The sequence below is a fragment of the Candidatus Poriferisodalis sp. genome, assembly GCF_965214215.1.
In the GTDB taxonomy this organism is placed as follows: domain Bacteria; phylum Actinomycetota; class Acidimicrobiia; order Acidimicrobiales; family Poriferisodalaceae; genus Poriferisodalis.
Window position 1 is genome coordinate 998790 of record NZ_CBDCBD010000003.1, and the last position, 14535, is coordinate 1013324.

A 14535-nucleotide genomic window follows, 5' to 3' on the forward strand; every position below is an offset into this window, starting at 1 on the left:
ACCGCAATAGCGTGCAATCGATGAAAGGCGTGCTGCGACGACGGCGGTCGCGCCGCAGTTCGCGAACCCGAAGCGAATCGCGGCGGCGTCTTGTCTCGGGAGGGCTTGAACCTGTCGAGCGGCTCGTTGCCGGCCTCACGGTGCTCACGGCGATCTTGGCGGCCGGCACGACGGGCTATGTGCTGCTCGGCCTCAATGTGCTCGACGCGCTGTACCAGACCGTCATCACTGTCTCGACGGTCGGTTACGGCGACCCCGAGAACGTGGGAGGCCGCTACCAGCTCTTCACGATCGTGCTCATCCTGCTCGGCACCGCCACTTCGCTCTACACCATCGGCGTTGTGATCGAGATGCTGTTCGAGGGGCGGCTCGACGATCATGTCAGGAGGCGACGCATGCAGCGTTCCATTGACAATCTTTCCGGTCACGCGGTGATCTGCGGTTACGGCCAGGTAGGCCGGGCCATCGCCGCGGTCATGGGGGACGCCGGCACCGAGGTGGTCGTCATCGACCGCGACCCCGACGCAGGCCCTGACGATCGCTTCATGGTGCTCGGCAACGCCACCGACGACGCAACGCTGCGCAATGCCGGCATCGAGCGGGCCGATTCGCTGGTGCTGGCGATGGACTCCGATGTCGACAATCTCTACGTGTCCTTGAGCGCTCGCGCGCTGTGCCCACATCTGTTCATAGTGGCGAGAGCAAATTCGGCGGACGCGCTGCCGAAACTGCAACAAGCAGGCGCCGATCGCGTCATCAACCCTCACCTGATCGGCGGAGCGCACATGGCCGCGGCTGCCTTGCACCAGGACGCGGCCGAGGACGGCGAGCATTAGTCGGCCACGAGGTGCAAGGCGCGGCGGGTCTGCTCGATGCGCTCGAAGCCGTCGGTGTCGGCGAGGTAGCGACGTTTCGCCAGTCGCGCCCGAGCGCGGCGCCTGCGTGCTTGCGCTGCCTCGGGGTTGACCGCGAATTTCCTTGCAGGGACTGCTGCAGCGAAACCGCCCCGGACCGAAACCCGATCCGCGGGACGGTTCGGTGTCTTCATATCCGCAGCGGCTTCGAACTCGAACTGTGAAGCATCGAACAGCGTGAGGGGTGGCTGGGCTAACGGTTGCGCCGGGGAAGATTGGGCCGGGGGAGGTGTTGGCGGATTCGTCGTCATGCCGTTATGGCTACCGATGGGGTGTCACAGCAATGAGGTCGCGGCGGTCTCGATTGGGTGGGTAACCGCTCAGAACCGTCGATGGCCAATCGACGCGTGCCTCGTGCGCGAGGGCGACGGAATCCCCCGTCAGCGACCCGAGTGCCCGAATCCCCCGAGACCCCGTTCGGTCTTGTCGAGCGCATCCAACTCGACCCACTCGGCCTGGGAGACACGCTGGATCACCAGCTGGGCGATGCGGTCGCCGCGTTGGATCTCGTAGGGCTCGGTCGGGTCGGTATTCAACAGCAGCACCCGCAGCTCGTCCCGGAAGCCGCTGTCGATCAACCCGGGCGAGTTCACGCAGGTGACCCCGTGCCTCAACGCCAGTCCGCTGCGAGGCTGCACGAAACCCGCATAGCCAGGTGGGATCGCAACAGCGATGCCCGTTGGCACTATCGCCCGGCCGCCGGCTGCGGCGAGCGTGACCGCCTCGGCGGCCAGCAGGTCGCATCCCGCGTCGCCGGGCTTCGCGTAGGCCGGCAACGGAAGGTCCGGATCAAGGCGTCGAATCGGAACAGCCACCACGGCGAGAACTGTAGGTGAGGCCCGAACAGTGTTGACCGGTGTCGGGCGCGGCGCACGTCAGGGATCTCCGCGACGGCCACCGTCAGCGGCGCGGGCCTCGCGGACCGGACACTGACGGTGACCACCGCCCGCACCGGGTCGGTGACCGTGCGGGTGACCTGCAGCCGCAGCAACTACACCACCGCGACCAGCACAGCGACGTTCACCAGCCGCGAGCAGCGGGTGAGCATCAGTGGTTTCGGCGGCGACGCCGAGGACGGCCCGGGTGTGCTGGCGGACAATTTCAGCGTGTCGCCGTCGGGGGCTGACTGCACCGCGACAAGGGTGTCGGGCATCACGGCCCGCTTCGACTTCACTGATGACACCTCCAGCAGTCGGGTGCTCGAGGTCGACACCGGCACCGCGACCGGGACGATCACGGTGCGCGTCACCTGCACAGCGACGGGCTACACGGCAGGGTCCGACACAGCAGTGTTCACCGCCCGTCCGGGTGTGAGCATCACCGGCTACAGCGGGGCGTCGCGCAACGGGGCGGGCTTGATGACCGCGTCGTTTTCCGTTACGCCGTCCAATGCGGCCTGCACCGCGACAAGGGTGTCAGGTATCGCCGCGGCCGTCGCGGTGGCGCCCCGCTCCGGCGCGGACCGTGTTGTCAGCGTGACCACGACCGGCACCGGCACGGTGCAGGTCAGGCTGCGTTGCACGGCGGCCGGCCGTGCGGCAGCAGAACTGACCGTGACGTTCACGGCCCGCGCGGTCAACCTGACGGTCACGGCTCGGGCGACCTCGGGTGGGGAATGCTCGCCCGACGCGTCCCCTCCGGCGGGCGCGGATGCCGCGTGGGACTGCTGGACCGGAACCGATCGTGCCCTCACCGCGGTGGTGACCGCGACCGCGTCGGTGTCGGACATCGCTGTGGCATGGCCTGCCGCATCCCGCACCGGCGGCGTCGCCGTCACGGCCTCTCAGAGCGCCGCGCTATTCGACGAGGTCACCGGCCGCTACCAGCGCAGCAGCACAGCCTCCATCACCTGCACCGCCGACGGCGCCGCACGGGCGACGACCAGCGTCGCCGGCGCCACGGCGCACACCGCCGCGTTCGCGATCGACTGCCGCGACCCGGTGCGCATCACCGGCGTCGGCGGCGCGACCGGCACCACAGCGGCGCTCGCGGACGCATTTGCGGTCGCTCCCGCGAACGCGGCATGCACAGCGACGCGGGTCTCAGGCATCGTCGCGACGGTGGCGTTCAGCGACGACTCCGGCAGCAGCCGCACCGTGACCGTCACCACAACAGGCACCGCGACCGGCACTGTGACGGTGAAGATCGCGTGCACAGCCACGAACCATGCCCCCACCGAGGCGACCGCAGCATTCGTCCGCACCGGGGCCTGCAGCGAGGCACTGGGCAGCCTCGGTGCAGGCACAGTGACACGTTCGGGCACGCTGGCGGCAGGCTGCGCGTCGTGGAAGAAGGGCAACGCGCAGTCCCCGCACTGGGCGCGCCGCTACACGCTCACCGTTGCCGCAGCGTCGAAGCTCGACGTCGGCGTGTCGTCCGCAGCAGCGGACGTGTTCGTGTACATGCTGACTGGGACAGGCGCCACAGCGACGGTGGCAGCGTCCGATGACGACTCGGGCACCGGCACCGACGCCGAGCTCAGCGGGGTCGCCCTCGCCGCGGGCGTGGCCTACACGATCGAGGTCACCACCCCGACCGCGAATGTCACCGGAGCGTTCACGCTCACGCTCGCCGTCACGCCCGACAAGCCGCCGGTGAAGATCATCGGCCTCGCCGACGGGTACGGCATCGGCCAGACCCAGGCCGCGGCAAGCGACGACTTCACCGTCGAGCCCGACACAGCCGCCTGCACCGCCACGCCGTCGGACGTGAAGATCAGCGTGGGCCAGCGCGCAGCGCGCACGGTCTCGCTCACCCGCGCGGCGCCGTTCAGCCAAGACGTCACCGTTTCTTGCACTGCTGCGGGACGCTCCCAGGGCACAGCCAAAGCGACGCTGCGCGGGCATCTCGCGATAGCCAGTCTGACCGTTTCGGGAAGCGGCTGCGCCAAGACCGCAGGCGGTACTGCGGACTATGGGTGCACCGTGCCGGCCGGCGGCACGCTCGTGGTCAGCGGCACGGCGCAGGGTCCGTCGAGTGCGTTGAGTTTGGCGTGGGCGGCGACGGGTGGCGCGGCGGTGGGCTCGCAGTCTCAGGCTAAGGCCCAGACGGTCGCGGCTGATGCGGCCCCGGCGGTGTTCTCGCGTGCTGCCGCGGCGACGGTGTCGTGCACAGCAGACGGAACCCTCACTTTGACCGCCACGGCAGGCGCCCACAAACGCACGGTCACAGTCGCTGTCGCCTGCGGCCCCGTGCCGCCGGCGGTGGCCTGCGACGATCCGCTGGGGACCCTTCCCGAAGGGACCACCGCCCGGTCAGGCACGATCACAGCCGACGCGGACTGCACCACCGCGCACAGAGACAAGAGCGGCACGTTCTACACGCGTCGGCACACGTTCGCCCTCGACGCACCTGCGCAGGTCACGATCGACGTTGGCAACGACCCCGCCAACGCGGTCAAGCTCGACACCTACGCGCTGCTGCTGGGCGGCCACGGCGCCGACGGGGCGGTGATCGGCCGGGACGACGACGGCGGGCCCAGCACCGACAGCCGCATCGCCAAGAAACTGCCCGCCGGCGACTACACGATTGAGGCCACCACTTGGGGCGGCAGCCGCACCGGCGCCTACAAGCTCACCGTCGACGCGGAGCACGACAAGCACGTCAAGATCAGCGGCCTCGCCGGCACCGCCAAAGCCGGCACCGGCGCCGTCTCCGTGACAGCGGCATTCACCGTCGTCCCTGCCGCAGCCGCGTGCACCGCGACGCCCGCCACAGCCACGATCACCGACGGCACCGGCGCCGCGGACCGCACCGTGTCCGCCGATATCACCGCTCCGGGCAGCCTCGCCGTCACCGTCAACTGCACAGCGCCGGGGCACACCGCTAGCACCCAGACTGTCACCCTCACAGCCAAGCTCGCCGCAGGCGTCACGACTATCGGCGCTCGAGCGCTCGGCGGCGGCGAGTGCGACGCCGCCGAAACTGTGCCCGACGGCGTCGATGTCGCCTATGCGTGCACTATGGCGCGAGGCGGCACGCTGCGCGTCGAGGCCGAAGCGACCGCCACCGCAGCCGCGCTGAACGTGGCATGGGCAGCCACCGGCGGCGTCGCCGTCGACACCCAGACCCAGGACACAGCCGCCGCAGTGGTGGGACCCGACGGCACCACCCTGCATCGGCGCACCGCCGCCGCCGCCCTGAACTGCACCGCCGACGGCACCGCCACAGCCACCGCCACCCTGGGCGGCACCGCCAAGACAGCCCGCCTGACGGTCACCTGCCAGCCGCCGGTGAGCATCAACGGCCTCGACGACACCACAGCGGACGGCACCGGCCAGGTCACCGTCACAGCAGACTTCACCGTCACACCCGCCGACGCGGTGTGCACCGCGACGCCCGCCGGTGCCGCCGTTGCCGATGGCACCAATCCCGCCGACCGCACTGTGTCCGCTGCCGTCACCGCGCCCGGCAGCCTCGATGTCGCCGTGTCATGCACCAAGCCGGGCTACGCGCCCGCCTCGCAGCAGGTCACACTGAAAGCGACGCTGAAAGCGCAGACCCAGTGCTTCGAGGACATCGGGGTGCTGGCGCCGGGCGCGGTCACCCGCCACGGGACCATCGCCGCGGACCCCAAGTGCACATCACAAGTGCGTCGGATCGGCATCAGCGCCAGCTACGCACGACGGCACGCCTTCGAGCTCAAACGGACCATGTGGGTGACCGTTGAACTGGAGTCCGCAGCGTCGAACCCGAGCCGGCTCGACACCTACCTCGTGCTGCTCGACGGCGCACAGCCCGCAGGCAAAGGCACTGTGCTGCATTTCAACGACGACGTCGGCTCCCACGCCGGCACCGCGTCCACCAACTCGCGGCTCACCGGCATCAAGCTCGAACCCGGCCGCTACACCATCGTAGCCACCACCTACAGCCCCAGCCGAACCGGCAACTACGACCTCGCCGTATCCGCAGTCACCATGCACGGGCTCAGCACAAAGATGCACGCTGTGCCCGGCGAGGCCGCCACGTTCGTGTTCGGCTACCAGCCTGCCGACGCCCGCGTCACGGTCACCGGCCAGACCAACGTGAGCACCGTGCTCAGTTACGCAAGCGGATCGGGAATCCTCACCGCGAGTTCACCCACAGCAGGCCCCTACACCGCCAAACTCAACATCGCCGTGCCCGACTCGGGCTCGGGCCATCACGCTGCCGCGCTGCTCGACATCGGCGGCACCACTTGCAAGACCGGACAAGCCGTCGTTGTGGGTGACAGCGTGTGTGCGTCGCCGTCGCGTTATGCGCTCACGATCTCCAAGACGTCAAGCGGCAGCACGGTCTCTGTGCCTGCGGGCTGCGTCACCCATGTCCCCCGGGGCCGTTGGCACATGGCCTCCCAGAGCTGGCCCGCCGATGCCAGATGTTCTGTGCCGCACGCGAACGGGGACCGGCCGGCGCAGTTCTTCGTGTTCAGGGTGTACGACGCCGCCGCGGACGTGACCATTCGGCTGGGCGCAGTGACCTCGCCTAGCCCGCAAGACACCTATCTGGAGCTGTACCGGGCGACAGGCACCCAAACCGTCGGCGGTCGCGACACCGTCACGGTCGACCTAGACACGCCGCCTCCCAGCAGCCGAGCCAACAACAACGTCGACACCGGATATGGGTACTTGGACGGGCACGCGACCGACTCGCGGCTGCAACTCGAACTGTCACAGGGCGTCTACGTGGTCGCGGCCACCGTTCCTCCAGCGACGGTTTCCGGCACGGAGGTCACGGCGGTCGGCCGGTTCACGCTGAACGTCAAGATTCCCTATCCGCAGCAGAGCGGGTCGGATCAGTCGGGGTCGTGAACCGCTGACTGTCCCGAAGCACTCAGACAGCCACTTGGAGATTGCATGAACACTGGGTCGTCGATGAATCGCCGCCGCTTCCTGGCCGTAATCGGTGGCACCGGCATCACAACTGTCGCCGGATGGGGAAGTTGGAGTCTCCTCACCGACAGCCGGCCGGCTCCAACCCTCGATGGCGGCCTACGAGAGATCGAGTCTGGTGTGGAGATCGTAGAAGTCCAGCCCGGATTCGCGGACGCAACTGTCTGGAAAGGCCAACTATTCACCTTGCGCGTTGGTTCCGATAACGGTAGTGTGACCCTTCGATCGGAAACAATCGGCACCGACCACACAGTCCAAACACCCCACGGGTTCACCGCACGCTGCCTCGGTGTCATCGAAGACTCGATCGCGGTCGGTGGACATCAACTTGTGATGACAGAAACCGTATCTTTCGATCATGGTACCGATTACGAATCGCTCCTTGCATCTGCGGGAGCAGAGTCGCAGCGGTTGCGAAATCAACCATGGCGTGCCACAGCCTCGGGTCATCGTCATCAATTCTCGGAACGGCTCCCGATGCTCATTGCGTCTGAAGAATTAACTTCATGGTCACGAGACCCATTTCGACCGGAAGATGAGTTCGGTGGTGCAGTCGGTGCGTTTGTCGGCGGCGATTCGACCATAGCCATCGAGCGATATGTATTCGCGGACAGTCCAGACTCGCTGTTCAAAGTAGAAGTCGGTGATATCGAGCAACTACTCGCCCGCAGCGGTGATGTAGAGGTCATAGCCGTCAACCACGGAGGAATATGGGGAACATGTCACGATGGTTCTGGCCCGATATTGGTGATTGGAGATACATTGGGTACAACCGGCTACGAGGCGAATGGGCTCCAGCGGTTCAAGATCTCTCCCAACGAAAGTCTATTGGGCGTGCATGCAGGCAGTCATGGGCTACATGTCGATGTGCTGAGTGCCGACGGAAGGCGGTTAGTAAGGTATTTCGAAGACGGAGAGGCAATTGGCATCCGAGAAAAATTAGCTGAGTCTCCCATAGTTCATCAGTTGGATTCTGGGCTCGCTGTCGTATCCAGTTGGAACTAATGATCAGTGGAATGCCGCGGAGTCAACATTAGAAGACATTGGTCTTGGATTCTTAGAACGGGCATTGACGCACGTACTCACTCATGCATACTCCTCTCAACAATAGGACAAGAAGTTGGCTCTAGAGAATAACACATGTGTATACGACCCTCCGGCATACGATAAAGACGCAGTCGCTAAACTCCGAAAGTCTTTGCCTGTTATCGGACATAAGGATGATTCTGTCACGTATCCTCTACCCGCTAGCATCAGAAGGGTTATCAACTGGGGATTGAGCAGCAGAGGCGAAAAATGGTATTACAATAGTCAAAACATGCCGGTCTGTAATCTCGACACCATGGATGTTGACGAAGTTCAGGATGCCAACGGAAAGCGAATTTTCTCCGCTAGCGGCTCTGGTTTGCAGTGTGACAAGAGTTTGTATGCACCTCTGAGGGCCTTTCTGGAGAATACTAGCTATTTTTCGCGCACTTTTGGTGCATCGCTGGGTTCCGTATCGGTCTTGGCACACGGAGGTGGTCTCAGAACCTCGAACGGAAAGGACAGCTTTCACTATACCGGCAGCGCTATAGATATCTATTGGTTGGGCTGGAAGAACGGCAATGTCCATACAGCAAGCCGCCCGTGCAATGGCCAGGAAGAAATTGTTGACGTGGCGCGACATAGGCGCCTCGTCGCAATTGAAGCGGGCCTACGAAAGTGGTTTAGCTATGTGCTAGCCCGCAAAATTGACGGTCATCAGCATCATTTTCATGTAGACAATGGCTGTCCCGGTGGAGTTGCATTGCGCGTGAAGGCAGCGGCTGCAAAGCGACCCTACGAATCCTGTCACTATTTTGTTCAAGATTGCATTAGAGCATTCACCGACATACCTCAAGAATACACCGGCAAGTGGGATGACGGTACTAGCGCCAACTTCGCTGTGCTACTATCGGACCTCGGCATGGAGCGACTGGATCCAGTGACAAATGTAAACGCATACCTGCTCTTCTTAGACTATATCATGATGCATGGCTTCAGCAACAGTCGTGCTGGAACCTACCGGTGGGGGATCGATGTTGCGTCGGTTGTCACATAGAACCAATGCCTCGTCAGTAACTCGCGGGCGATTCAGGGTGCAGTTCCGGCACCGGCGAAAGTTCATCATGGGTCTAGTGCTCATGATGGTGGCTATGTTGATAGACCCTGTTGTAGAGAGGGCGGGAGGGACAGCAGCAGCTTTGGTTGCCATAGATGATGTGGTCGGTGAGGAACCTGAAATCAGGATGGCGCCTCCTTGGCCATTCTATGGCTTCGTTACAGGCGCACTATCTTATTGGGATGACAGTCAAGAGACTTTTCATCTGCTGGAGATCGGCGGCACAGATGACTGCCCGACGCCACCTGTTGCCGATGATCGAGGAACCCAGATAAGTGGGTCGGGCGGATCGTCGATCTACTTCGCTCCATGGGGTGACTATGCGTACCCGCTGTTTACGGAATTGCTAGCACCTCTTGACTCTGAAGAAGTGAAACCGATTGATATTTCGGTAGCTGGCGTCCCGGTACGTGATGCCGGCTACCCGAGCTGGGCTGTTGACGTTTCGATTGGAAGCAAGAGCCAGTGGTACATGCTCTCCTCAGGAAGATTCGACGAAGTAGACATTGGCCAAGTTGACGTGGACGAGAGCCTGCGGGAATGGTATGATGATTACTCGGCAGTATTCTTCGCGGGACACGATGGGCGCAACTACGGCTTGCAATATAGGGATCCCGAGGGAGCTTGTCCGTGGAATATTGCCTACGTAATTGACGGAAATTCTGGTACCTTGATTGCATGCGGCCAAGTCACCGGCGGCATAGCGTTCATCCGATCGAACGGGTCAAACGACGAGCCGTCGAGTTACCAGCTCCCGCGAACGTCAGAGCGTAACTGTAGTGACGGCATTCGTAACGGTATTGATTTTGAGAGCATCAAAGCGAGACGTGAGATCGCGTGACGATTTTCTGCCAAGTTCTGACGGATCCTTTGATGATCGACGAGACGAAAGCGACATGAGTGGGACCTACGTAGTTCGCGCAAGGGTTTCGACGACGAGAGTATTCGAAGCGGGGACGGGAAACTGTCGGGCGCTCTGTGTCACGGGAGACGAATATGTGTGAGGCAGACTGCCGAATGCGTGTCCGTAGCATCGGTCGAATTGGGAGGTTGTTGGCAGTGCTGTCGCTATTGGCCCCTCTGGCGTGTTCGGGCAAGCCAGATTCAACGTTCCCCGGATCGGCCATTGCGTATGCAGCATCGCCTGCTACGGCAGATGGACGTGAGGCAGGGGGCCCGGCAGAGAAGCACAACGGTGATGCTGACATTCAGATGCCGCAGATTTCGGAGCCTTCGAGGGCGTCAGCCCCAACGCAGCCCGAGCCGCCGGGGCAGTGGCCTCGGTTTGTGGAAGGCGTGGCGCCTTCGTGGCCGTTTGTTGGCGTGGTGCAGTTGTGGGCGCATTCGAGCGGTATCCCGTCGGGTGATGCGGATGTGGTGTGGTGGCTGCGGTACTGGCCGTGGGGGTCCGATGCTCAGACGTCGCGCCAGGTTCCGTTGCCGGGGCTGGCGGTGGGGTGTTCTGGCGGGGTGGGGATGGTGTCTCACGGCGAAGGCGGCATCGAGGTGGGCGGCGCGCTCGGGATCGAGTCCGGGTCGTATCTGGTTCGTTGGGGCGAGCCGGCGCGGCGTCTGGAGGGGCCATCGGAGGCTCTGGCTACTGAGATCGGTACTCGTCATTCGACGTTGGAGGCCGGCGCGGCAGGCGATGTCGTGTGGCTGGCGGTCGATGACCGGCTTACGTCGTATGCCATGCGGGAACCACCTCGTGCGCAAGGCGACTGGTGGCGCATACAGGCTCGGCGCGACGGGGCGCTGTTGGTGATGACGGTGCATCCGGCCAATCACGAGTGTTTCTCGGGTGTGACGTGGCTGGTTGACGGTGCCTCGGGTGAGGTGGTGGCGTGCGGCGCGAACACATGGGCAACTCGGTTCGTCGCTCCTGACAGCGCCGCGCGGGGCGCTCCGGTGCTGCCCGAACCCGATGAGGTGGGTACGTATCTCGACTGCGGGCCCCGGCTGGACCTGGCGCTAGTTCCGCTTCGGCGCTGGACCGGCTGACCAGCGACACGACGTGAAGCGTGCAGGGCCGGGAGTCTGGTCTGGACTGTTTCATGGTGTGGTGCCGTGGGCGGTGAGTTGTGCGACGACGACGAGTGCGGTGCCTGCGGTGAGTGCGGGCGCCCAGGCGATGGCGGCGGTAGGGCCATGGCGGGTGCGGGCGGTGACGGCTTGTGGGAGTGCGAGCGTGGTGCCGGCGAGCAGTGCCCACCAGGGCCATTGGGGTCCCCACCATGCGGTGAGGATGCTGGCGGCGTTGACGAGGCGGATGTCGCCGTAGCCGATCGCGTCGGGTTTGGTGCGGTACAGCACTTCGCCGGCGGCGAGCACCGGCACGACCCCGGCGGCGACGAGAAGCATGTGACTCGGCTGGTCGTACGCGACCGCGGCAGCAGTGAGCAGTGCCGAGACGGCCAGTGCAGCGGCCCAGCAGAATGGTCGTGAGATGGTCCGATGCCGCAGGTCGGTGACGCTGGCGTGGACGCCGAGCAGCACCCAGACGCCGACGGCGGCCCACACTGCTGCGGTGCCGATCGAGTGCATGTCGGCCACGGGACCGCTACCGCCGGCTTGTCGGCAGAGGCGGCGCCGCGACGGCGGACGCGGGCGCTCCAGCGGGGGGACTGCTTCGCTGAGCTGGCTGCTGGTGACTGCTGCGGTGGGGGCGATCTGCGCCACTGCGATCGTGGTGGTGCAGACCCAGGTGCGTGACGTGGCGGTCGACGCGGGCAGCTACAGCGCCCGTTTCCGCGCTGCGGTGATCGCGGCCGATTCTGTGACCCGCGAGTGGCGCGCCCAGGCGCCCGCGGACCGCTTCGACGCCGATCAGGCGAACCGTCGCTACTCCGAACGATGCGCCCGCATCGGGATCACGTTCGCTGACACCGAGGCGCGGCCGCACTGGAAGCACGGCGTGCTCGCCGCCGAAGGCGGCTGGTTCGAAGTGCACAAGCTGCCAGTGTGCAGCCTGCAAGACATCCGCGGCGAACGAGAACGGTTCCGCCCCTTCGGGACCGAACCGTCCCAACCCTGACGCAGCGGTAGGCCGCCCGGGACTCGAACCCGGCGCCTTGGGATTAAAAGTCCCCTGCTCTACCTGATGAGCTAGCGGCCCGCAGTCCACGATCGCCGATCCGGCGCTCCGGCACTCGTCTCGAGGCTACTGGCGGGGGTTCTCGCTCTAGCCTGACGACGGTGTCCCCCGAATCCGGGCCCGAAGAGCCGCCTTCGCCCGATGGGTTGCGTGCTGGGCCGCCCCAGTCGGAACTGCACCCCGAACTGCTCGGCGACGACGAACTCGACGCCATCGAGGACGATCTGGAACGGGCGGAGCGAACCCTGGGCCTGCTGGCGGACGATGACATCGATCCCGCAGTCGCCACGGATTGGCTCACCGAGTCCTGAACGTCACTCCGCGTGCGCCTGTGCGGCTTGGGCCAGCTACTCGATCATGAGGTCGATGTCGGATGAAACCAATTCGACCCGGTTGCGGGGCTCCAGCTGATCCCAGCTCCACGTCGCGTCAGCCGCAGCCCCGTCGAGCCAGAACCAGCGGCCTGCCAGGTTCGGCACCCGATCGTCGCCGAGGCCCACTCGTGCGTCGATCGTCTTGAGCACACCTGCGTGACCCACCAGCAGAACACGTCCGCACACAGAAAGATGACGCTGCAATGCCGGCAGCAGCCGCCGGGCGATGCTGTCGGAAGACTCGAATCCGGGCGGCCATCGCCTGGCGGCGACATCGCCAGGCCAACCCTCGTCGATCTCCGCTCGAGTGAGGCCTTCCCAAGGCCCCGCGCTGCGCTCGCGCAGTGCGTCGTCGGCCACGACCTCGCTGACGCCCAGCTGCTTCGCGATGATCTCCGCAGTCCGGCGCGCACGTTGCAGGTCGCTCGCCACGATGAGGTCGAATGCGGGCAGGTCGAATGCATGCCGACCGGTATGCAGGTCGCGTCCGTGCATCACCGGCGTTCGCCAGCTGTCGTCCGCCTCAGCGAGCGTTGCCGCCAGGGCATCGGCGGCAATCTCGGCTTGCCGTTCACCGAGACTGGTCAATGCAGGATCGGCCTGTCCTTGCCAGCGGCCGCGCAGATTCCATTCGGATTGGCCGTGTCGCACCGCCAGCAACTCTGAATGCTGTGTCACGGCGCCTGACCGTAGCGGGCCGTCACTGAGGCTGAGCCGAATGGCGAAGCCGTGGCCCGCGCGGCCCGTGAGCGCAGCGAACAAGAGCGGGAAGCAGCAGGTGACGCGACGGGAGGGTCATTGGGGCAGCGATGCCTCCGAGATGTGATCGGTAGCCTCACGGCGATGCCGACGGTGACGATCCGCTTGTTCGCGGGGGCGCGCGAAGCGGCTGGCGTCGGCAGCATCCAGACAGAGGCGTCGTCGGTCGCCGAGGCACTGGACTGGGCAAAGGCGACGTTTGGTGATGGCTTCATCGCCGTGCTGGCGGCCAGCCGAGTCTGGCTGAACGGCGAACCGGCGCTCGAAGGGGAACAGCTCAACGCTGGAGACGAGATCGCCGTCCTTCCGCCGGTATCAGGCGGCTGAGCGGCGGCGGCACGGTGGCAGCGTCGCCGGGTCTCAGACCGGCGTCACACCCCGCAGCAGCGCTGTGGCTTGGGCCAGCGGTCGCATTGGGTGATGCCACCATCAGTGCGGGGTTGATCTGGTTCGGGGTGCTGATCGGTGCGCTGTGGGCGGGCGCCATGACATTCGGGCTCACCATGACGGCGATCGCCATGGTGGGAGCTTGGCAAGCCGCAAGCGTTCGCAGCAGCACCAAAGTGCCACGTTCCTCGCCGGGCGCTGGCGGGCCTTCCGCAGCGCCGACGCCGCACCCGAGTTACCGCCTGCCGGCGGCCGCGTTGGCCGGCGCAGTCGGGTTCGCGGGCGTCCTCGACACCCGCTTGGCAGGCGCCGTGCTCGGCGCAGCCGTTGTGGCCAGCTTCATCGTGGCCGGTGTCTTGAGGCCCGGCCGCTCCGGCACCAACACACCGTCCGCAGATCGCTCGTCTCCGCCGCCATTCCTAGCCCGTGCGGGACTGCTGGTTCGCACGTGGATGCAGGTCGGCGTCACCGCTGCGTGTGCGGCGGCGGTCGCCCGCTACTCGCTCGGCGCGGCACTCGTACTGGTGAGCGCGGCTGCGATCTACGACGCTGGCAATCACCTCAGCGCGGCGGGTCGGCCGCCGAGTGTGCGGGGCCCCCTGGTCGGGGTGGTCGCAGCCGGGATCGTGATCTTCGCGCTGACCGGTTTGAGCGTGCCGCCCTTCGCACCTACCGATGTCATCAGGTTTGGGCTGCTCGCTGCGGTGACGCTGCCGCTCGGCCCTGCCGCTGCCCGAACGAACACCGCGATCGCCGCACGACCCCGGGAGCGACTGCGGGATGAGGCCGATGCTGCGAGCCGATCAGCCGTCGGCCGCAGCGAGTCACGGCTCGCCGGCGGGGCCCATCGAGCGCGCCAGCGCCTGAGTGGAGAATGGGCCGTGCGCAGGATCGACTCGCTCAGCGTCACGGCGCTGGCGTGGATGTGGGGCTTGGGTCTGCTCAATGTCTGATCGCTGCGCCTGGTCTGATCGCTGCGCCCCAGCGGCACCGG

14 protein-coding genes and 1 tRNA gene are annotated in these 14535 nt (G+C 65.5%); 10 read left to right on the forward strand and 5 right to left on the reverse strand.

The features are described 5' to 3' along the window. Positions 1 to 20 precede the first annotated feature (20 nt). Positions 21 to 836, forward strand: coding sequence for a potassium channel family protein (locus ACOOF5_RS06820; RefSeq protein ID WP_420437766.1), 816 nt, complete (start codon positions 21 to 23; stop codon positions 834 to 836). Here the strand turns inward: ACOOF5_RS06820 and ACOOF5_RS06825 are convergent. Further along, positions 833 to 1048, reverse strand: a complete 216-nt coding sequence (locus ACOOF5_RS06825; RefSeq protein WP_420437767.1) for a hypothetical protein — start codon at positions 1046 to 1048, stop codon at positions 833 to 835. The two genes, ACOOF5_RS06820 and ACOOF5_RS06825, sit on opposite strands and share 4 nt — an antisense overlap. A 246-nt stretch (positions 1049 to 1294) precedes the next feature. After that, positions 1295 to 1729 carry a dUTP diphosphatase gene (gene dut / locus ACOOF5_RS06830; RefSeq protein ID WP_420440921.1) on the reverse strand — a complete coding sequence of 145 codons (435 nt, stop codon included), beginning with the start codon at positions 1727 to 1729 and terminating at the stop codon, positions 1295 to 1297. 120 nt (positions 1730 to 1849) lie between these two features. Here dut and ACOOF5_RS06835 point away from each other — a divergent pair, with 120 nt between their 5' ends. The 5 genes from ACOOF5_RS06835 to ACOOF5_RS06855 all read left to right on the forward strand — a co-directional run bounded on the left by ACOOF5_RS06835 (position 1850) and on the right by ACOOF5_RS06855 (position 10928). Further along, complete coding sequence (locus tag ACOOF5_RS06835) at positions 1850 to 6703, forward strand: hypothetical protein (RefSeq protein ID WP_420437768.1); 4854 nt, start codon at positions 1850 to 1852, stop codon at positions 6701 to 6703. 45 nt (positions 6704 to 6748) lie between these two features. Further along, a complete protein-coding gene (locus tag ACOOF5_RS06840; RefSeq protein WP_420437769.1) occupies positions 6749 to 7789 on the forward strand; it encodes a hypothetical protein in 1041 nt (346 codons plus the stop codon). A gap of 337 nt (positions 7790 to 8126) precedes the next feature. Continuing rightward, on the forward strand, positions 8127 to 8867 hold the full coding sequence (locus tag ACOOF5_RS06845) for a hypothetical protein (RefSeq protein ID WP_420437770.1): 741 nt from the start codon (positions 8127 to 8129) through the stop codon (positions 8865 to 8867). A gap of 67 nt (positions 8868 to 8934) precedes the next feature. After that, positions 8935 to 9768 carry a hypothetical protein gene (locus ACOOF5_RS06850; protein WP_420437771.1) on the forward strand — a complete coding sequence of 278 codons (834 nt, stop codon included), beginning with the start codon at positions 8935 to 8937 and terminating at the stop codon, positions 9766 to 9768. 446 nt (positions 9769 to 10214) lie between these two features. Beyond that, complete coding sequence (locus ACOOF5_RS06855; protein ID WP_420437772.1) at positions 10215 to 10928, forward strand: hypothetical protein; 714 nt, start codon at positions 10215 to 10217, stop codon at positions 10926 to 10928. Between the two features lie 51 nt (positions 10929 to 10979). On the opposite strand, the gene ACOOF5_RS06860 is transcribed toward ACOOF5_RS06855, so the two are convergent. Further along, positions 10980 to 11471, reverse strand: coding sequence for a prepilin peptidase (locus tag ACOOF5_RS06860; RefSeq protein ID WP_420437773.1), 492 nt, complete (start codon positions 11469 to 11471; stop codon positions 10980 to 10982). Positions 11472 to 11574: 103 nt separating this feature from the next. On the opposite strand from ACOOF5_RS06860, the gene ACOOF5_RS06865 reads away from it, so the two are divergent. After that, entirely contained in the window at positions 11575 to 11961 is a 387-nt protein-coding gene (locus tag ACOOF5_RS06865; RefSeq protein ID WP_420437774.1) for a hypothetical protein, read from the forward strand. A gap of 8 nt (positions 11962 to 11969) precedes the next feature. Here ACOOF5_RS06865 and ACOOF5_RS06870 read toward each other — a convergent pair. Then, positions 11970 to 12042, reverse strand: a tRNA-Lys gene (locus tag ACOOF5_RS06870). Between the two features lie 80 nt (positions 12043 to 12122). Between ACOOF5_RS06870 and ACOOF5_RS06875 the strand changes: the two genes are divergently transcribed. Beyond that, positions 12123 to 12332 carry a hypothetical protein gene (locus ACOOF5_RS06875; protein ID WP_420437775.1) on the forward strand — a complete coding sequence of 70 codons (210 nt, stop codon included), beginning with the start codon at positions 12123 to 12125 and terminating at the stop codon, positions 12330 to 12332. A gap of 36 nt (positions 12333 to 12368) precedes the next feature. Here ACOOF5_RS06875 and ACOOF5_RS06880 read toward each other — a convergent pair whose 3' ends face one another. Beyond that, a complete protein-coding gene (locus ACOOF5_RS06880) occupies positions 12369 to 13073 on the reverse strand; it encodes a histidine phosphatase family protein (RefSeq protein WP_420437776.1) in 705 nt (234 codons plus the stop codon). Positions 13074 to 13238: 165 nt separating this feature from the next. Here ACOOF5_RS06880 and ACOOF5_RS06885 point away from each other — a divergent pair, with 165 nt between their 5' ends. Both ACOOF5_RS06885 and ACOOF5_RS06890 read left to right on the forward strand, forming a co-directional pair. Continuing rightward, positions 13239 to 13481, forward strand: a complete 243-nt coding sequence (locus ACOOF5_RS06885) for a MoaD/ThiS family protein (protein WP_420437777.1) — start codon at positions 13239 to 13241, stop codon at positions 13479 to 13481. 14 nt (positions 13482 to 13495) lie between these two features. Then, positions 13496 to 14494 carry a hypothetical protein gene (locus tag ACOOF5_RS06890; protein ID WP_420437778.1) on the forward strand — a complete coding sequence of 333 codons (999 nt, stop codon included), beginning with the start codon at positions 13496 to 13498 and terminating at the stop codon, positions 14492 to 14494. Positions 14495 to 14535 lie beyond the last annotated feature (41 nt).